General features: G+C 66.4%; 18 protein-coding genes. 14 read left to right on the plus strand and 4 right to left on the minus strand.

The window, feature by feature from the left end; translation table 11 throughout:
• The first annotated feature begins 82 nt into the window (after nucleotides 1-82).
• Entirely contained in the window at nucleotides 83-2,185 is a 2,103-nt protein-coding gene (locus N5J73_RS04830) for a PAS domain-containing sensor histidine kinase (protein WP_164078439.1), read from the plus strand.
• Between the two features lie 4 nt (nucleotides 2,186-2,189).
• A complete protein-coding gene (locus N5J73_RS04835) occupies nucleotides 2,190-3,962 on the plus strand; it encodes an EAL domain-containing protein (protein WP_049446355.1) in 1,773 nt (590 codons plus the stop codon).
• Nucleotides 3,963-4,055: 93 nt separating this feature from the next.
• Here N5J73_RS04835 and N5J73_RS04840 read toward each other — a convergent pair whose 3' ends face one another.
• The 4 genes from N5J73_RS04840 to flgA all read right to left on the minus strand — a co-directional run bounded on the left by N5J73_RS04840 (nucleotide 4,056) and on the right by flgA (nucleotide 6,739).
• Nucleotides 4,056-5,276 (minus strand): ATP-binding protein, encoded by a 1,221-nt coding sequence (locus N5J73_RS04840; protein ID WP_049446354.1) that lies wholly within the window; start codon nucleotides 5,274-5,276, stop codon nucleotides 4,056-4,058.
• A gap of 90 nt (nucleotides 5,277-5,366) precedes the next feature.
• Entirely contained in the window at nucleotides 5,367-5,705 is a 339-nt protein-coding gene (locus N5J73_RS04845) for a flagella protein (RefSeq protein ID WP_010485882.1), read from the minus strand.
• Complete coding sequence (gene flgM, locus N5J73_RS04850; RefSeq protein ID WP_049446352.1) at nucleotides 5,702-6,007, minus strand: flagellar biosynthesis anti-sigma factor FlgM; 306 nt, start codon at nucleotides 6,005-6,007, stop codon at nucleotides 5,702-5,704. The genes N5J73_RS04845 and flgM overlap by 4 nt, the downstream gene beginning before the upstream one ends.
• Before the next feature lie 75 nt (nucleotides 6,008-6,082).
• Complete coding sequence (gene flgA, locus N5J73_RS04855; protein WP_049446349.1) at nucleotides 6,083-6,739, minus strand: flagellar basal body P-ring formation chaperone FlgA; 657 nt, start codon at nucleotides 6,737-6,739, stop codon at nucleotides 6,083-6,085.
• 219 nt (nucleotides 6,740-6,958) lie between these two features.
• Between flgA and N5J73_RS04860 the strand changes: the two genes are divergently transcribed.
• The 12 genes from N5J73_RS04860 to flgL form a co-directional block, all read left to right on the plus strand.
• On the plus strand, nucleotides 6,959-7,903 hold the full coding sequence (locus N5J73_RS04860; protein WP_010485887.1) for a chemotaxis protein: 945 nt from the start codon (nucleotides 6,959-6,961) through the stop codon (nucleotides 7,901-7,903).
• 147 nt (nucleotides 7,904-8,050) lie between these two features.
• Complete coding sequence (flgB, locus tag N5J73_RS04865) at nucleotides 8,051-8,446, plus strand: flagellar basal body rod protein FlgB (protein ID WP_006366156.1); 396 nt, start codon at nucleotides 8,051-8,053, stop codon at nucleotides 8,444-8,446.
• 3 nt (nucleotides 8,447-8,449) lie between these two features.
• The gene (gene flgC / locus N5J73_RS04870; protein ID WP_005409575.1) at nucleotides 8,450-8,857 is read left to right on the plus strand and encodes a flagellar basal body rod protein FlgC; all 408 of its coding nucleotides are present in this window, start codon (nucleotides 8,450-8,452) and stop codon (nucleotides 8,855-8,857) included.
• A gap of 23 nt (nucleotides 8,858-8,880) precedes the next feature.
• Nucleotides 8,881-9,564, plus strand: a complete 684-nt coding sequence (locus tag N5J73_RS04875) for a flagellar hook capping FlgD N-terminal domain-containing protein (RefSeq protein WP_049446347.1) — start codon at nucleotides 8,881-8,883, stop codon at nucleotides 9,562-9,564.
• 32 nt (nucleotides 9,565-9,596) lie between these two features.
• Nucleotides 9,597-10,820 carry a flagellar hook protein FlgE gene (gene flgE, locus N5J73_RS04880; protein WP_049446345.1) on the plus strand — a complete coding sequence of 408 codons (1,224 nt, stop codon included), beginning with the start codon at nucleotides 9,597-9,599 and terminating at the stop codon, nucleotides 10,818-10,820.
• Nucleotides 10,821-10,852: 32 nt separating this feature from the next.
• Nucleotides 10,853-11,602 carry a flagellar basal body rod protein FlgF gene (locus tag N5J73_RS04885; protein WP_049446343.1) on the plus strand — a complete coding sequence of 250 codons (750 nt, stop codon included), beginning with the start codon at nucleotides 10,853-10,855 and terminating at the stop codon, nucleotides 11,600-11,602.
• Nucleotides 11,603-11,704: 102 nt separating this feature from the next.
• Entirely contained in the window at nucleotides 11,705-12,490 is a 786-nt protein-coding gene (flgG, locus tag N5J73_RS04890; protein ID WP_005409571.1) for a flagellar basal-body rod protein FlgG, read from the plus strand.
• A gap of 22 nt (nucleotides 12,491-12,512) precedes the next feature.
• Nucleotides 12,513-13,205, plus strand: coding sequence for a flagellar basal body L-ring protein FlgH (gene flgH, locus N5J73_RS04895; protein ID WP_049446342.1), 693 nt, complete (start codon nucleotides 12,513-12,515; stop codon nucleotides 13,203-13,205).
• Nucleotides 13,206-13,207: 2 nt separating this feature from the next.
• Nucleotides 13,208-14,344 (plus strand): flagellar basal body P-ring protein FlgI, encoded by a 1,137-nt coding sequence (locus N5J73_RS04900; protein WP_049446340.1) that lies wholly within the window; start codon nucleotides 13,208-13,210, stop codon nucleotides 14,342-14,344.
• A gap of 1 nt (nucleotide 14,345) precedes the next feature.
• Nucleotides 14,346-15,545: a flagellar assembly peptidoglycan hydrolase FlgJ gene (gene flgJ / locus N5J73_RS04905; protein ID WP_049446336.1), complete on the plus strand. Its 1,200-nt coding sequence runs from the start codon at nucleotides 14,346-14,348 to the stop codon at nucleotides 15,543-15,545.
• Between the two features lie 8 nt (nucleotides 15,546-15,553).
• Complete coding sequence (gene flgK, locus N5J73_RS04910) at nucleotides 15,554-17,434, plus strand: flagellar hook-associated protein FlgK (protein WP_049446334.1); 1,881 nt, start codon at nucleotides 15,554-15,556, stop codon at nucleotides 17,432-17,434.
• The coding region (gene flgL / locus N5J73_RS04915) for a flagellar hook-associated protein FlgL (RefSeq protein ID WP_279940682.1) at nucleotides 17,431-18,613 on the plus strand (1,183 nt) is incomplete at its 3' end. The genes flgK and flgL, both read left to right, overlap by 4 nt.

The raw sequence follows: 18,613 nt of genomic DNA on the forward strand, positions 1-18,613 counted from the left end.
ACGGCGCCTGCGGCGGATAATTGAGTGGTCAGGGCACACCCGCGCGGTAAGATGGCCGGCGCCCCTTTCTTCCGCCCTGTCCATGCCCGCAGAACCGACCGGCAACGCCCCAGTTCCCGACCCGCGGATGGCGCAGGCGCTGAGCCGCGACCGGCGCCGGGTGGTGCTGAGCTACCTGGCGATGGCACTGGCCTGGATGATCGCAACCGACGGCGCCATACGGGCGCTGGTGCCCGACCCGCAGCAGGCCGCGTTGTGGCAGAGCCTGAAGGGTTCGTTCTTCGCTGTGGCCAGCGCCGGCCTGCTCTACCTGCTGCTGCGCCCCCTGGCCGAGCATGTGCTGCATACCCATGCTCGTCAGCAAACCTCAGAACTGCGCCTGCGGCAGATGTTCGAGGGCAATCCTGGCCCGATCCTGGTCTACGACCTGGACACGCTCGCGATCCTCGACGCGAACCCGGCGGCCTGTACCGCCTTCGGCTGGGACCGTGACGAACTGCTGGAACAGACCATCGACGCGCTGTGGCCGCCAGGCCAGGACCATGCGCTGCAGACCAAGTTGGAGGCGATCCGCGAGGCACCGGAAGAACTGTGCATCCTGCGTACCCCGCTGCAGCTGCGTGATGGCTCGCTGCGGCAGATGGAACTGCGCTCCAATGCCATCAGCTATGACGGCCACAACGCCCGCTTGTTGATTGCCATCGACCGCACCGCCGAGGATCTGGCCCAGCTGCGCCGCGACCAGGCGCTGGCCCGGGTGGAGGAAGCCCACGAGCTGGCCCGCATCGGCGCCTGGGAGCTGGACCCCTCCACCGGGTTCGGCCGCTACTCGAACCAGGTCTACCGCCTGCTCGGCCGCCGCCCGCCCGAGGCCCGGCGCTGGCATCGCTTCGACGAACTGCTGGTGCCGGCCGACCCTGCCACCGCGACCCAGACCGAACAGCTGTTGGCCGAGCTCTGCTCCGGCGAGCCGGTCCAGGTGGACGTGCTGCTGCCACTGCTGTCGATGGATGGCCGCGCATTGATGGTGCATCTGCGTGCTGCCAGCGGCATCGACGAGGCCGGCCGCAAGCGCGTGCTGGGCACGCTGCAGGACGTGACAGAGCGCGAGCAGTCGCGGCGCCTGCTGCGCGAACGCGAGGAACAGTTCCGCGAACTGGTTCGGGTACTGCCCGACGGCGTGGTGATCCTCTCCGACGAACACGTGCTGTACGCCAACGCCTGGGCCGCCAGCCTGTTCGGCTATGGCAGCCACACCCTGCTCGGCGAGCCCCTGTCGGCACTGGTGGACAACGCCGATCTGGCCCGCGTGCGCAGCCAGCTGCGGGCAGGCCAGCCCCACCTGGGGCCCGGTCACAGCAGCGTGGTGGCAATGCAGCGCGCTGACGGCCGCAGCTTCCATGCCGGCCTGGCAGTGGGTGAAGTGCGTTATGGCGGACGCGACTGCAAGCTGCTGATCGTGCGCGACCTGAGCGATGCCGAGCGCACCCGCAGCGCACTGGAAACCAGCAACCGTGAACTGCAGGCGATGGCCGGCCGCCTGTTCTCGCTGCAGGAGGACGAACGCCGCGCGATATCGCGCGACCTGCACGACGACATCGGCCAGGCCATCACGGCGATCAAGCTGTCCGCCCATGCTGCGCAGGACGAGCATGATCCGCAGCGCCGCGCCGAGGATCTGGCACAGATCGTCAGCCTGGCCGACACCACCGTGGCCAAACTGCGCGACATCTCCACCCTGCTGCGCCCGCCGCAGCTGGACGCGCTGGGCCTGGAAGCAGCCCTGAGCTGGCAGGCACGGGTGCTGTTCCGTTCCTCGCCGGTGGAACTGCTGGCCGAGATCGAGCCCCTGCCGCACCGTCCTGACAACAGCATCGAGCAGGCCTGCTTCCGTATCGCGCAGGAGAGCCTGACCAATGCCCTGCGCCACGCCCGCGCCAGCCAGGTCCTGCTGCAGCTGCGCGATGTCGGCCAGCGCGGACTGCACCTGCAGATCCGTGATGATGGCGAGGGCTTCGACCCGGACGGGCCACGAGGCCTGGGCCTGATCGTGATGCGCGAACGTGCGCAGAGCGTCGGCGGCCACGTGCGGATCGAATCCGCGCACGGCGAAGGCACCCTGATCGACGTTCATCTCCCTTACCAGGCGGCCAGCATGGCTGCCGTCGAGTCACCGGAATACTGAGCCTATGTGGAATCCCAACCTGCCCCCGGTCAGCATCGATGATGCGCCCGACCGCCTCGGCGCCGGCAACCCCGAGCTGCAGGCGATGGTCGCCGAAGCGGCCTCGGGCGGCACCGCACTGATGCTGATGCATGTGGACATCGACCACTTCGCCTCGGTCAACGAGAACATGAGTGCCGAGGTGGGAGACCAGGCGCTGGTCCTGGTGGCGCAGCGGCTGCAGTCCTATCTGCGCGGGCGCGGCAAGCTGTGGCGCCATGGTAGTGACGAATTCCTGATCGCGGTGCCCCGCACTGCCGACGTGCCGCTGCCGGAAGACTTCGCCGAAGAGATCCGCCAGCAGATGGAACTGCCGCTGTCGGTGCTGCCGTACACGTTGTTCATGACCGGCAAACTGGGCGTGAGCCTGTGCCCGGAGCATGCCAGCGGCACGTCACGCCTGCTCGACCACGCCGAAGACGCGCTGTACCAGGCCGCGCGCGAAGGCGGCAACGCGGTGCGCATCCACGCGGTGGATACTCCGCCAAGCGCGCACAGCGAGAGCATCATCGCGCGGCAGATCGTCGACGCCATTCCCAATGGCGAATTGAAACTGCGCTACCAGCCGCTGGTCAGCGCTCGTGATGGCCACGTGGTCGGCATGGAAGCGCTGTTGCGCTGGCAGTCGCCGACGCTGGGCATGCTGGTACCGGAGCGCTTCATGCGCACCGCCGAGCGGCTGGGCATCATCGTGCAGATCGGCACCTGGGTGCTGGAAGGCGCACTGAAGCAGGCCCGCCTGTGGCGCGACCAAGGCTTCGACGACTTCACCATCGCCGTGAATGTCTCCACCCTGCAGTTGCTGCGGCCCAACTTCTTCGCTGAGGTCATGGGCCTGATCCAGGCCGCCGGCGTGCCGGCGCAGATGCTGACACTGGAGATCAACGAAAGCGCGCTGACCAACAACGTCAACTTCGTGCACGAGACGCTGGCCAACCTGCGCAACGAAGGCATCAGCCTGAGCCTGGACAATTTCGGTACCGGCGACTCAAGCCTGAGTGCGCTGGTGCGCTATCCGGTGGACAAGCTGAAGATCGATCGCAGCTTCATCAAGAGCGCACCGGCCGGCAACCGTGAGGCGGCCATCGCCCGCGCGATCATCGCCATGGGCCACCAGCTGGGCATGACGGTGATCGCCAACGGCGTGGAGTCGCAGGCGCAGTTGGGCTTCCTGCGTCGCAACGATTGTGATGTATTCCAGGGCTACCTGTTCGGCGAACCGATGTCCGCCGATGCCGCCGGCATGACCCTGCGCCGCCGCTACCTGCGCCCGGAGGCCTTCGCCGAGACCCGCCCGGATCGCACGCTGCTGTTGCTGGACGACGAAGAGAACGTGCTGCGTTCGCTGGTGCGCCTGTTCCGCCGTGACGGCTACCGCATCCTGGCGGCCGGCAACGTGCGCGATGCGTTCGACCTGCTGGCCATCAACGACGTGCAGGTGATCCTGTCCGACCAGCGCATGAGCGACATGAGCGGCACCGAGTTCCTGGGCCGGGTGAAGATGCTGTACCCGGATACGATCCGCCTGGTGCTGTCCGGCTACACCGATCTGAACACGGTGACCGATGCGATCAACCGCGGCGCGATCTACCGCTTCCTGACCAAGCCGTGGAACGATGACGAACTGCGCAAGCACATCCACCAGGCGTTCCGCACCTACGAGGAACAGCGCCGCAGCAACGCCGGTCCCGCACCGGTGGAGAGCGGAGACGGCGGTGAGGATCGCCCGTTGCGGTAACGGTCCCCTCTGGTAGAGCCGGCCGCTGGCCGGCTGCTCTGGATGTCAGGTTCAATGAGGTTGCCGGCCAGCGGCCGGCACTACCAGAAGCAGTCAGCGCGGCTGCTTCACCGGCAGCACCACGCGGAAGCGCGAGCCTACGCCCGGGGTGCTGTCCAGGTCGATGCGGCCATGGTGCTTGTTGATGATGCTGTAGGAGATCGACAGGCCCAGGCCGGTGCCACTACCCACCGGCTTGGTGGTGAAGAACGGATCGAAGATGCGCTGGCGCAGTTCCGGCGAGATGCCGCCGCCGGTGTCTTCGAACTCGACCCACACGTGATCGCCATCAACGCCGGTGCGCACCGTGATGGTGCCGCGCTCGGCAATGGCATGACCCGCGTTGAGCAGCAGGTTCATGTAGACCTGGTTCAACTCCGACGGCAGGCATTCCACCAACGGCAACTGGCCGAACTCGCGCACCAGGTGCACTTTGTACTTGAGTTCATTCCAGATGATGTTGATGGTCGATTCCAGGCCGGAATGCAGGTCCACCAGCTTCCATGACTCGTCGCGGCCGGAATACGAGAAGTCCTTCAGGTCGCGCACGATGCGGGTGACACGCTCGATGCCTTCGCGCGACTCGGCCATCAGCTGCGGCAGGTCGCGGCTGATGAAATCGATGTCCAGGCGATCACGAATGTCGTCGATTTCCGGGATCAGCGCCTTCGGATCCGGCGCGCGCAGCGCACGTTCGTAAGCCTCGATGACGGTGAACAGGCTGCGCAGGTACTCCTGCAGGCTGCCCAGGTTGGAGTGCACGTAGCCGATCGGGTTGTTGATCTCGTGCGCGACGCCGGCAGCAAGCTGTCCGATCGAGGCCATCTTCTCCGACTGCAGCAGCTTTTCCTGGGTACCGTTCAGGCGCAGGTAGGCCTGGCGCAGCTCGGCATGGCGCTGCTGCAGTTCGCGTTCGTAGTCTTCCTGCCCTTCGATGTGGCGGAACAGGGCCAGGAAGTGCCCCTGGCCGACCGGGCCGTGGTGGTAGAGGTGCGCGATGACCACGCCCTCGCCCAGCGGCAGGCTGCCATTCCAGTGGCCGTGCTGGCGCGCCTGTTCCAACGCATCGGGCGGCAACAGCTCGCGAAGACGCTGCGGCGGAGGCAGACCACCGCCCTCACCACTGGCCAGCAGGTTCTGCGCGGCCGGATTGGCCAGGGCCACCTGCCCGTCTTCGGTGAACAGCAGCAGGCCTTCGCGCAGGCGCTCAAGCAGCGCCTGCAGCACCGGCTGCGGCGGAAGGGGGGCGGTAACCAGGGCGTTGGCAGCGGACACGGCGACTCGGGCATTCGAACAGGCGCCCAATATACGCGGTCACGCAGCGGGCTTCAGCCCGTGTGATGGGGTTGTGCGACCGCCGTCGCGTCAGGCGACGGCGAGTGGACGGCGCGCAGTGACAGTGTGCGCCTGGCCCTTGGCATCGTAGGCCGAGGCATCTTCAGTGCGGCCGAGCTGGCGCAGCGCCCAGTTGACCTCGCGGCGGCGGCGCGACAGCAGCACGCCGTTGGCGCGGTTGCGCTCGGCCAGTTCCTGCAGCTGTTCGCCCTCGCCCACCGGCGGCGCGCCTTCCAGCGCACGCAGCGCTTCCAGCTTGGCCCCGGTGGCCCGGATCAGGGCGTGCACGTCGTGCTCGACCAGGGCCTGGCGTTCAACGTCCAGGGCCTGGGCAAGGCGCTGCAGCGGCTCGCTCATCGCCGCGGTCATCCGTGAAGCTGCTGGTCCAGCTCGAGCATGCGCGATGCGATCGCGTCCGGATTGATCTTGTAGGTGCCGTTCTGCAGCGATTCGCGCACGGCGGCCACGCGCTGGGCGTCGATCGCCGGGGCGGTGGTCAGCTCACGCTCGATGGCCTGCAGATTGGTGGCCTCGCCGGTCAGGCGCAGGCTGTCAGCCGCCTCGACCGGGCGGGTCGGCGCATCGGTGCTGACGCCGGGCTTGTTGGCCGGGGTCGTCACGCTGCGCAGTGCCTGGGGGACCTGCAGGTTGCCGTCGATTTTCTGGCTCATGGGGTGTCCTGGAGTTGCCGTTCACAAGGGATAACGGCCGCAGGGCCGTGATCTTTAGGGATATTTTGCGGTAATTCAACGCGCCACGATTACGTCACCTGCGGCATCGACCGTGCCCTGCACGATCCGCCGCGAGGACAGATTCTCCACCGAGACCCGCTCGTTCTCACCGGCATCACCCATCGCGCGGCCGGCAATACGGACCTCGACCGAGCCGCGACGCGAGACCAGGGCCACATTGTCTCCTCGCTTGATGAGACGCTGCACCACCAGATCGTTGTTCGACAGCAGAGCTCCGGCCTGCAACGGACGGCGGGCGATGCGGCCGATCGCTGCATTGGGGTCGGCCAGCACCGCACCGGCAATCCGGGCGGCATCACGTTGGGCAGTGGTGATATCGGCGGCGGTGAGGGTTTCTCCAGTGCCGATTCCACGGTTGAGCACCAGCACGGTCTGGTTGCGTCGCACCTTTACGGGCACGAACAGGCGCCAACCACCGGCATCGGGGCAGCTGACCTCAACCGTGGTGTTGGCAGTGGGCTGCACCTGCAGTGCGCCCCCACACTTCGGCAGGCGCAGCGCATCGGCCACCTGGGCCTCGCCCTCGCTGCCGGCCGGCAGCGTCGACAGCGCCGCAGTACGGATGCTGGCCACCGGCTGCCAGTCGGAGGCGGTCGCCCATGGCGAGGCCAGCGACAACGCGATGGCGAATATGGATGTGACCCGGCGCATGGCGCCTCCTGTCGAAGGGATCTGGCCCAGGTGCGTGCAAGAGGTGTGCCAGAGGGGCTTGTGTAGAGTCGAGCTTGCTCGACTGCTTTCATGGCCAGTCGAGCAAGCTCGACTCAACAGAGGCAGGGTCTGCATGGCGTGGCGCCATAAAGGCGGTGTGGAGCGCGCGGGCGGCTGAGCGCCCTCAAGTTCGGCGCCTACCCCGCCGATACAGCAGCCATGTCCCATGACCTGCTCAACCGGATCGACCAGCGGACCCGTCTGGCCGGCCACAATCGCCTGGCGCTGCTGCTGTTCCGTCTCGGCGGACGTCAGCTTTTTGGCGTCAATGTCTTCAAGGTGCAGGAAGTCCTGCGGCGCCCGGAGCTGTTCCAGGTGCCCGGGCTGCCCAGCCAGTTCTCCGGCGTGGCCGACGTGCGTGGCCGCTCGGTGCCGGTGCTGGACCTGGGTCTGGCCATCGGCCACCCCGAGCGTGAGCCCGATGCGGACACCTCGCCCGGCTATCTGGTCGTCACCGAATTCAACCGTTCGATCCAGGGCTTCCTGGTCAGCGGCGTCGAGCGCATCGTCAACATCGCGGTGGAAGACATCCACCCGCCGCCGGAACTGGGCGCCGAATCGAGCTATCTGACCGCAGTCACCCGCTTCCAGGGCGAGCTGATCCAGGTGATCGACGTTGAAAGCGTGCTGGCCGATATCGCCCAGGTGCGCGGCGAGGCGGTGCTGGACCCGACCATGGCAATGCCGGCCGACGGCCCGCAGCTGCAGGTGCTGGTGGTGGACGATTCACGCGTCGCCCGTCAGCAGATCCGCAGCGTGCTGGACCAGCTGGGAGTGGGCGCCACCCTGCTTTCCGATGGCAAGCAGGCGTTGGACCACCTGCTGCAGATCCACGCCTCGGGCGAGAACCCGGCCGAGCGCTACGCCATGGTCATCTCGGACATCGAGATGCCGGCCATGGACGGCTACACGCTGACGACGGAAATCCGGCGGCACCCGGGCCTGGCCGGCTTGTACGTGCTGCTGCATACCTCGCTGTCGGGCGTATTCAACAATGCGATGGTCGAGCGCGTCGGCGCCAACGCTTTCGTAGCCAAGTACTCGCCGCACGAGCTGGCCGACTTCGTGCTGGACCGCCTGCGCAAGGTCGCGATGGCGGCCTGACGGCCCTCTCCTGTAGAGCCGAGCCCATGCTCGGCTTGTGCGGCGCCTGAACGAAAGGCAGCCGAGCATGGCTCGGCTCTACAGGATCGCGCGCACTTTGGCACACCCCTTGCAGCTTCCCGGGCAACGTTCCCGTGGGAGTGCACCGTGCGCAACCTGATTACCGACTACCTGGGCGTCCACGCCCAGGCCATGCCGTTGCGCGAACAGCGGATGAAGCTGATCGCCAGCAACCTCGGCAATGCCGACACTCCCGGCTACAAGGCCCAGGACCTGGACTTCGATGCCGCCCTGCGCCACGCCCAGGGGCAGGATGCCAACGGCCTGATGACCACTACCAACGAGCAGCACTACGAAATCAGTAGTGGCCTGAACCCGTTCCAGATCGCGCGCGAAGGCGTGCAGCCCAGCCTGGACGGCAACACCGTCGATCCCGATGCCGAGCGTGCCGCCTATGGCCGCGCCGCACTCGAATACCGCGCTTCGCTCAGCTTCGTCGAGAGCAAGGTGCGTTCCATGCTGACCGCGATCACGGGGCAATAAGCCATGAGCAACCTGCCGATCTTCGATATCGCCGGCTCCGCACTGCAGGCGCAGTCGGTGCGCATGAGCACCATCGCCTCCAACCTTTCCAACGCCGACACCGTCGCTGGTTCCGCCGACGCCGTGTACAAGCCGCTGGAGCCGATCTTCCAGGCTGTAACCAGCAAGAACGATCCGAACATCACCTCGGTGAAGGTCAAGGAAATCACCCAGAGCGATGCGGCACCGATCAAGCGCTACGAGCCGGGCCATCCGCTGGCCGACGGCGATGGCTACATCTACCAGCCCGACGTCGATCCGGTGGCGCAGATGGTCAACCTGATCTCGACCTCGCGCAATTACCAGGCCGGTGTGGAGATGCTGACCACCGCCAAGGAACTGGCCCTGGCCACCCTGACCATGGGCCGCTGAGCCCCGCCGCACCGGATACCGCCATGACCACTTCCGTCAACAACCAGACCAGCCAGGACGTCTATTCCGCGCTGGGCCTGAACGCTCCGAACAGCAACGCCACCAAGAAGAAGAACACGCTGGACCAGGCCGATTTCCTGCGCCTGATGACCGAGCAGCTGCAGCACCAGGATCCGCTGAAGCCGATGGACAACACGCAGATGGTCGCGCAGATGGCGCAGATGTCCACCGTGCAGGGCATCACCGATCTGAACAAGACGGTGAAGGGCTTCCAGGAGTCGATGGCCAGCGACCAGGTGCTGCGTGGTGCTGCGCTGGTCGGCCACCAGGTGCTGGTGCCATCGGAAAAGCTGGTACTGGAAAAGGAAGGCAGCGTCGAAGGCACGGTGGCCGCACCGTCGGCCGGCATCATCACTGTCGACATCACCGATGCCAACGGCGCCAAGGTCACCTCCCTCAGCGTTGAAGCCAAGGCGGCCGGCGAAACCGCCTTCCAGTGGGACGGCAAGGATGCGAACGGCAAGCGCATGGAGCCCGGCAAGTATTCCATCGTCGCCAACCATGTCGACACCGCCGGCAAGAGCACCAAGCTTTCCACCTACGTGCAGGCACCGGTGGAAAGCGTGACCGTCGGTTCCGACGGCCTGTACCTGAACCTCAAGGGCCTGGGCACGGCCCCGATCGACTACGTGCTCCGCGTCAGCTGAGCCGCACACCCCGCACTTACCAGGAGCATCCCATGGGCTTCAATGTCTCGCTGTCCGGCATCAATGCCGCCAACTCCGACCTGAGCGTCACTGCCAACAACGTCGCCAACGTCAACACCACCGGCTTCAAGGAATCGCGCGCCGAGTTCGCCGATCTGTTCTCGGCTACCGGCTACGGCCTCTCCAAGAATGCGGTGGGTTCCGGTGTGCGCGTCTCCAATGTCGCCCAGCAGTTCAAGCAGGGCCACAACGAACAGACCGGTCGCAGCCTGGATATGGCCATTTCCGGTGAAGGCTTCTTCACCATGAACATGAACGGCAGCCGCGTGTATTCGCGTGCCGGCAACTTCCAGACCGATGCATCCGGCTATGTGGTCAACCCACAGGGCGCGCGCCTGCAGGTGTTCGCGCCGAATGCCGATGGCACCAACTTCGATGCCGGGCGCATGGTCGACCTGCAGCTGCTGACCACCGACAGCCCGCCAAAGCAGACCAGCGAAGTGAAGGTCGGCTTCACCCTGCCGGCCAACGCCAAGCAGCCGACGGTCACCACCTTCGATCCGACCGATTCGAACAGCTACAACCACTCCAGCGGCGGCATCACCGTGTACGACTCGCTGGGCGTCAGCCACATCCAGGTCTCGTACTTCGTGAAGGGTGCCAACCCGAACGAGTGGACCGTGCGCAACTACGTGGATGGCCAGCCGGCGGGCAACCCGACCCCGGTCACCTTCGATAACAGCGGCAAGCTGACTGCACCCGCGGACGGCAAGGTCAGCCTCGGCACCTTCACCCCGACCACCGGTGCTGGCGTGCTGAACATGACGCTGGACATCAACGGCTCGACCCAGTACGGCGAGAAGTTCGCGCTGCGCAACACCCAGCAGGACGGCTACGCCGCCGGCAAGCTCAACGAAATCACCGTGTCGGAAACCGGCGTGGTCTACGCCCGTTACTCCAACGGGGCCGACAAGCCGCTGGGCCAGGTCGCGCTGACCACCTTCAACAATCCGCAGGGACTGGAGTCGAAGGGCAACAATCTGTGGGTGGACACCTTCAGCTCGGGCACGCCGCGCACCGGCATGCCGGACACCTCCAACCTCGGCAAGATCCAGGCCGGCTCGCTGGAAGCGTCCACCGTCGACCTCACCGAGCAGCTGGTCAACATGATTACCGCGCAGCGCAACTTCCAGGCCAACGCGCAGATGATCACCACCCAGGACCAGATCACCCAGACCGTCATCAACATCCGTTGATGACGCGCTGACCCTGTCACGGAACTCCCCGCATGGATAAAGCCCTTTACGTGGCGATGACCGGTGCCCGCGCCTCCCTGCAGGCGCAGGGTACGCTCAGCCACAACCTCGCCAACTCCGATACTCCCGGCTTCAAGGAAGCGCTGGCCAACACCGAAGCCTTCCCGATCCGTGGCCCGGGCTTTGCCTCGCGGGTGGATGCGCTGCATGTCGATGCCGGGTTCAACCGCACGCCCGGCTCGCAGCACATCACCGGCAAGCCGCTGGATCTGTCCCTGCAGACCGGCACCTGGCTGGCCGTGCAGTCCAGTGACGGCAGCGAGGCGTACACACGCGGCGCGGCGCTGTCGGTCACGCCGAACGGCCAGCTGGTGACCTCCAGCGGCCGCACGGTGCTGGATGACAACAACAACCCGATCGCCATTCCGCCCTACCAGGCCATGGAGATCGGTGCCGACGGCACTATCTCGATCATCCCGCAGGGTGAAGGCCCGCAGACCATGGCGCAGATCGGTCGCATCAAAGTGGTGCAGGCCCCAGATGAGCGCCTGGAGCGTGGCCTGGATGGTCTGTTCCGCAACACCGACCCACGCCAGCCGTTCGCACCTGCACAGGGCACGGCCGTGCACAGCGGCCAGCTGGAAGGCAGCAACGTGGACGCCGCTGGCGCGCTGGTGCAGATGATCCAGCTGCAGCGCCAGTACGAAATGCAGGTACAGGTGATCAAGCACGGCGACGAAAACGCGCGCAGCGCCAACAGCATGCTGCGCCTGGGTAGCTGACGGAATTCCGGCGCCGGCTGATGCCGGCGCTGGCACACCGCTTGCACAACCGCATTCAAGGGCCGCACCACGCGGCCGGCTTCACCAGACAGGACACCGAAGATGAACCAGGCATTGTGGATCGCGAAAACCGGACTGGATGCGCAGCAGATGCGCATGTCGGTGGTTTCCAACAACCTCGCCAACACCAACACCACCGGCTTCAAGCAGGACCGTGCCAGTTTTGAAGACCTGCTGTACCAGCAGGTGCGCCAGCCCGGCGGCTCCTCCTCGGCGCAGACGCAGCTGCCCACCGGCCTGCAGCTGGGTACCGGTGTGCGTGTGGTTGCCACCGCCAAGAATTTTGAACAGGGCGGCCAGCAGCAGACCGGCCGCGCCCTGGACGTGATGGTCAACGGTCGCGGCTTCTTCGAGGTTCAGATGCCTGATGGCAGCTCGGCCTACACCCGTGACGGCTCGTTCAAGATCAACCAGGACAGCGAGCTGGTCACCAACAGCGGCTACCCGGTGCAGCCGGGCATCCAGATTCCCGAAGGCGCGCAGTCGGTGACCATCGGTACCGACGGCACCATCAGCGTGAAGATGGCCGACGGTGCGGCGTCGGTGGAAGTGGGTGCGCTGACCCTGACCGACTTCGTCAATCCGGCCGGCCTGCAGGCCCGCGGCGAGAACCTGTTCCTGGAGACCACCGCTTCTGGTCCGGCACAGAACGGCAACCCCGGGCTCAACGGCCTCGGCACTGTGGTGCAGGGCGCGCTCGAAGGCAGCAACGTCAACGTGGTGGAAGAGCTGGTGTCGATGATCGAAACCCAGCGCGCCTACGAGATGAACGCCAAGGCGATCTCCACCACCGATTCGATGCTCGGCTACCTCAACAACAAGCTCTGACCGGCCAAACCGGGAAACCGCCATGTCGCCCATTTCCAACTTCACCCGCACTGCCCTCGCCTGCGCCGTGGCCGCCCTGCTCGGTGGCTGCGTGATCGCGGGCGACGTGCGTCCCTACCCGACGATGGCGCCGATCCAGCCGATCATGCCGCCGCAGGCCCAGCCGACCGCCGGTGCCATCTACGCCGCCGGCCCGACCCTGCAGCTGTATTCGGACCGCCGCGCACGCGATGTTGGCGACCTGCTGACCATCACCCTGCTGGAAAACACCACCGCGCAGACAAGCGCCAACACCGCCACCAACAAGGAATCGAACCTGAGCCTGGGCACACCGTCCATTCTCGGCGCGCCGGTCACCCTTGGCGGCAAGGACATTCTCAGCGCATCGGCAGCAGGCAAGCGTGACTTCACCGGCAAGGGCAACAGCGCGCAGAGCAACCGCCTGCAGGGCAGCGTCACGGTCACCGTGGTGCAGCGCCTGCCCAACGGCAACCTGGTGGTGCAGGGGCAGAAGAACCTGCGGCTGAACCAGGGCGATGAACTGGTGCAGGTGCAGGGCATCGTCCGCCCCGGCGACATCAGCCAGGACAACACCATTCCATCCAGCCGCGTGGCCGAGGCCCGCATCGTCTACGGCGGTCGCGGCCCGGTCGCGCAATCCAACGCGATGGGCTGGCTGAGCCGCTTCTTCAACTCCGGCCTGACGCCGTTCTGAGTATGGCCATGAAACGCTTCCTCTCTTCTTCCTGGCAGCGCCGCGTGGCGTCGTTCGTGGCGCTGATGCTGCTGGTCGTGGCAGCCCCGGCCAGCGCCGAGCGCATCAAGGACCTGGCCCAGGTCGGCGGCGTGCGCGGCAATGCGCTGGTGGGTTATGGCCTGGTGGTCGGCCTGGATGGCAGCGGCGACCGCACCAGCCAGGCACCCTTCACTGTGCAGAGCCTGAAAAACCTGCTCGGCGAGCTGGGCGTCAACGTGCCGCCGAACGTCAACCCGCAGCTGAAGAACGTAGCGGCCGTAGCGATCCACGCCGAGCTGCCGCCGTTCGCCAAGCCGGGCCAGCCGATCGACATCACTGTGTCCTCGATCGGCAACGCGGTCTCGCTGCGTGGCGGTTCGTTGCTGATGGCACCGCTGCGCGGTGCCGACGGCCAGATCTACGCCATCGCCCAGGGCAACCTGATCGTCGGTGGCTTCGGTGCGCAGGGCAAGGATGGTTCCCGCGTCTCGGTGAACGTGCCCAGCGTCGGTCGTATTCCCAACGGTGCCACCGTTGAACGTGCCCTGCCCGACCCGCTGGCCAACGGCGGCGACATCACCCTGAACCTGCACAACAACGACTTCACCACGGTCTCGCGCATGGTCGCTGCGCTCAACAACGCATTCGGCGAAGGCGCAGCGCGTGCGGTCGACGGCGTGACTGTGGCCGTGACCGCGCCGACCGACCCGGGTGCACGCATCGGCCTGCTGGCGCGCATCGAAAACCTGGAACTGACCCCGGGCAGCGCCCCGGCCAAGGTAGTGGTCAATTCGCGCACCGGCACCGTGGTCATCGGCCAGCAGGTACGCGTGGGACCGGCCGCGATCTCGCACGGTTCACTGACCGTGACCATCCAGGAAAACACCAATGTCAGCCAGCCCAACGCGCTGTCCGGCGGGCGTACCGTGGCCAGCCCGCAGTCGACCATCACCGCCACCAACGACGGCAGCCGCATGTTCAAGTTCAGCGGCGGCACCACCCTGGACGAGATCGTGCACGCGGTGAACGCGGTAGGCGCGGCACCGGGCGATCTCATCGCGATCCTGGAAGCCCTGAAGCAGGCCGGCGCATTGAGTGCCGAGCTCGAGGTGATCTGACATGCGTATCAATCCCGCATTCGATCTGCACCCGGCGCAACAGAACGATCCGGCCAGGATCGACAAGGTCGCGCGCCAGCTGGAAGGCCAGTTCGCGCAGATGCTGGTCAAGAGCATGCGTGACGCCAGCTTCGGCGACTCGCTGTTCCCCGGCGAAAACAAGATGTTCCGCGAGATGTACGACCAGAAGATTGCCGAGGCGATGACCCGCGGCAAGGGGCTGGGCCTGTCGGGCATGATCAGCCGGCAGCTGTCCGGCCAGGCCGCCGAGGGTCCGGCGCTGGATACCCGCGTGGACCCTGCCAAGGCCAGCCGTGCCTACCAGCTCAATGCGCCGGCCAGGCCGGCACCGTCGCTGCCACTGGAAGATGGCAGCCAGGCCGTGCGTCTGCTGCAGCAGATGGCCGCCGGTGCGCAGCAGGGGGCACAGGCGGCAGTCGCGCCGATGGAGCAGGCCCTGGACCTGATCGCCGGCCGTGAGAGCAGCAGCATGCACCGCTCGCTGGGCACCGAAGATCCGTACATCGGCAGCCTGCAGGGTGAAGACTGGGCCGCCCGCAGCGACCAGTGGTCGGCCACCGCCAGCAATCGCGGCACCGCGATCAGCCCAACCGATGCGATGGCCACCCGCACCGCCGTTGCCCAACTGGGCGAGCACACCCCGGAAGGCTTCGTCGCCAGTATCTGGCAGCACGCGCAGAGTGCAGCCAAGGAACTGGGCGTGGATGCGCGCGCCCTGGTGGCACAGGCGGCGCTGGAAACCGGCTGGGGCAAGCGCCACATCAAGCACGCCGATGGCAGCACTTCGCACAACCTGTTCGGCATCAAGGCCAACGGCTGGAACGGCCAGCGCGCCGTGGCCGGCACCCATGAATATGTCGACGGCGTACGCCGCAACGAGACTGCCAGCTTCCGCGCCTACAGTTCGCCGGCCGAGAGCTTCGCCGACTACGTGCGCCTGCTGAAGACCAGCCCGCGTTACCAGCAGGCCCTGCAGGCCGGCACCGACGTGCAGGGCTTTGCCCGCGGCCTGCAGCGCGCCGGCTATGCCACCGATCCGCGCTACGCGGCCAAGATCGCCGCGATCGCCGGTGGACCGACCATCGAGCGCGCGGTCAGCGCCGTCGCCGAGGCCGGCACGCGCCTTGGCCAGACCTTCGCCAGCACCGCAACCGCGGCGCTGGGTATCACTCGTCGTTGAGGAACTCCATGTCCAGCGTACTTTCCACCGGTACCGGTGCCCTGCTCGCCTTCCAGCGTGCGTTGGCGACCACCAGCCACAACGTGGCCAACCTCAATACCCCGGGCTACAGCCGGCAGAAGGTCAACTTCGCCACCGCTGATCCGCAGAACTACGGCTACGGCACGGTCGGCAACGGTACCCGCATCACCGACATCCGCCGCACCGCCGATCAGCTGGCCATCTCGCGCCTGCTCGACAGCAGCGGTGAGCTGGCGCGCCTGAAGCAGCTCTCCGGCATGGCCGACCGGGTCAACGCGCTGTTCTCCGACGCCGCCACCAACGTGGCCGGTGTGTGGTCGAACTTCTTCGACTCGGTCAGTGGCCTGTCCTCCAATGCGTCCGGCACCGCCGACCGCCAGAACATGCTCGACGGCGGCAAGGCGCTGGCCAATCGCTTCGTGCAGCTCAACACGCACCTGAACAACCTCAACAGCGAGGTCAACAACGGCCTGATGGCCGGTGCCACCGAGGTCAACCGCCTGGCGCAGGAGATCGCGCAGATCAACGGCGCCATCGGCACCAACCTCGCCACGGCAGCGCCTGACCTGCTTGATCGTCGCGACCAGCTGATCACCCAGCTGATCGGCTACACCGGTGGCACGGCGGTGATCCAGGACGGCGGCATCATGAATGTCTACACCGCCGGCGGCAACGCGCTGGTGGTGGGTACCACGGCGACCAAGGTCACCACCGTGGCCGACCCGTACCAGCCCGAGCGCCTGCAGCTGGCGCTGGAGACCCAGGGCAACACCATCCGGCTTGATGCAAAGGCGGTCGGTGGCCAGATCGGTGGCCTGCTGGAGTTCCGCGACACCGTGCTGACCCCGGCCCAGGCGGAACTGGGCAAGCTCGCCGTGGGCCTGGCCGAAACGTTCAACCAGGCCCATCACCAGGGCGTGGACATGTATGGCCAGCTGGGTGGCGACTTCTTCAACATCGGCAACCCGCGCGTCACCGCCAACAACGCCAACACCGGCACCGCGAGCCTGAGCGCCACCTATGGCGACCTCGGCAAGCTGGATGCACAGAACGTGGTGCTGCAGTTCGACGGCACCAACTGGAAGGCCAGCCGCGCCGACACCGGCGCCAGTGTTCCACTGACCGGCACTGGCACCGCTGCCGACCCCCTGGTGATCAACGGCGTCAAAATGGTGGTCGGCGGCACTCCGGCCGCCAACGATCGGTTCCTGCTCCAGCCCACCGCAGGTGTGGCCGGCAGCATGGAAGTGGCGATCACCGATCCCTCGCGCATCGCCGCTGCCGCTGCAGTGAAGGGCGCGGCCGCGACCTCCAACACCGGCACCGGCAAGCTCAGCGGGGTCACCGTCAGCGATTCGACCAACGCCAACCTGCGCAATCCGGCCGCGATCGTGTTCACCTCGGCCACCACCTATACCATCGATGGCGGCCCGCCGCAGACCTACACCCCCGGCCAGACCATCAGTGCCAACGGTTGGAGCTTCGTGCTGGACGGCGCTCCGAAGGTCGGCGACACCTTCAACATCACCCCAACCCCGGCCGGCTCCTCGGACAACAGCAATGCCGCCAAGCTGGCCAAGGTCGAGAGCGCCAAGGCGTTCAACGCTGGCACCGTGACGCTGAACGGCGCGCTGGGCGGCCTCACCACCCAGGTCGGCGCCGCAGCACGTTCGGCCGAGTACTCGCTGGACGCCCAGCTGGTGATCAATGACAAGGCGCAGGAAGCGCGCGATGAAGTGTCCGGCGTCAACCTGGACGAGGAAGCCGCCGACATGCTGCGCCTGCAGCAGGCCTACCAGGCGGCCTCGCAGCTGATCTCCACCGCCGACAGCATGTTCCAGACCATCCTGGGAGCCGTCCGCCGATGAGCAGCCGCATCTCCACCAGCATGATGTACAACCAGTCGGTGTCGCTGATGATGGCCAAGCAGGCCAAGCTCAGCCACCTGGAGCAGCAGATCGCCACCGGCAGCAAGATCGTCAGCGCGAAGGACGATCCGGTCGGCGCCGGTGCTGCCGTGGGCCTTGATCGCAGCCTGGCAGCCCTGGACCGGATGAAGCTCAATGCCGGCAACGTGCAGAACCGACTGGGCGTACAGGAAAACACCCTGGCCCAGGTCAACGATCTGATGGCGCGCGTCAACGACCTGACCATCCAGGCCAGCAATCCGGCACTGGGCGCCGCCGACAAGAAAACGCTGATCACCGAGCTGAACCAGATCCGCGAGGGCCTGCTGTCGCTGGCCAACGCCGAGGACGGCACCGGCCGCTACGTGTTCGGCGGCACCAACGATGGTGATCCGCCGTTCGCCAAGATCAATGGCAAGGTGGTCTACCGTGGCGACCAGACCCAGCGCCAGATTGAAGTCGGCCCCGATACCTATGTACGGGATGCCCTGCCCGGCAGCGAAATCTTCATGCGCATTCCTACCGGCGACGGCTTCGTCGATGGTGTTGCCGCGGCCGGCAATACCGGCAACGGCGTGCTGACCAACATCACCCGCGATGGCAGCGACAGCTGGAACGGCCAGTCCTTCAGCATCCGCTTCACCGCCGCCGACCAGTACCAGGTACTGGACGGTGCTGGCAACGTGACCGGCACCGGCACGTTCAAGGCCGGTGACAACGTCGAAGTCAACGGTGTACGCCTGCAGATCACCGGCGCACCCGCTGCCGGTGACAGCTTCAGTGTGAAGCCGACAACCAGCCGCGACATCTTCGACACCATGGACAAGCTGATTGCCGCGCTTGATGCCGACACCGGCACCACCGCCAAGATGAGCGCGCAGCAGAACGAACTGCAGAGCGCCCTGCGCGATGTGGCCCGTGCATCGGAGCGGATGATCGATTCGCGTGCGGCCGGCGGTGCGCAGCTGAAGGCACTGGACAATGCCGCCGACATGCGTGAAGCCAACAGCGTGACCCTGAAGACCACGCTGTCGCAGATGCGCGACCTGGACTACGCCGATGCACTGAGCCAGTACCAGCTGCAGAGCACTGCGCTGCAGGCGGCGCAGACGATCTTCTCGCAGATGCAGTCGATGTCGT

Origin of the sequence: Stenotrophomonas sp. GD03654, assembly GCF_029845105.1 — a bacterium.
GTDB lineage: Bacteria > Pseudomonadota > Gammaproteobacteria > Xanthomonadales > Xanthomonadaceae > Stenotrophomonas > Stenotrophomonas africana.